1 protein-coding gene is annotated in these 315 nt (G+C 73.3%); it reads left to right on the forward strand.

Features of this window, described 5'->3' with window-relative positions; translation table 11 throughout:
- Position 1: 1 nt before the first annotated feature.
- A partial coding sequence (locus tag HP550_RS00010; RefSeq protein ID WP_425484396.1) for an NAD(P)/FAD-dependent oxidoreductase occupies positions 2–315 on the forward strand: 314 nt, incomplete at its 3' end.

The following is a 315-nucleotide window of genomic DNA, read 5'->3' on the forward strand; positions in this document are numbered from 1 at the left end:
CATGAGCGCGGCCGCTCGCGCACGGCGCCTGGACGAGCGCGCCGAGATCGTGGTGATCGAGCAGTCGGACTACGTCTCGTTCGCCAACTGCGGGATGCCCTACCACCTGTCCGGGGACATCGAGCGGCGCGACGACCTGCTGCTGCACACGCCCGCCTCGCTGGGCGCGGCGCTCGCGCTCGCCGTGCGCACCGGAAACCGGGTCACGGCGCTCGAGCGCGCCGCCCGCACCGTCTCGGTGACCACCTCGGAGAGCTCGTACCAGCTGGCGTACGACGCGCTCCTGCTCTCCCCCGGTGCCGTCGCGGTGCGTCC

Origin of the sequence: Cellulomonas humilata, assembly GCF_013359775.1 — a bacterium.
GTDB classification, from domain to species: Bacteria; Actinomycetota; Actinomycetes; order Actinomycetales; family Cellulomonadaceae; genus Cellulomonas; species Cellulomonas humilata.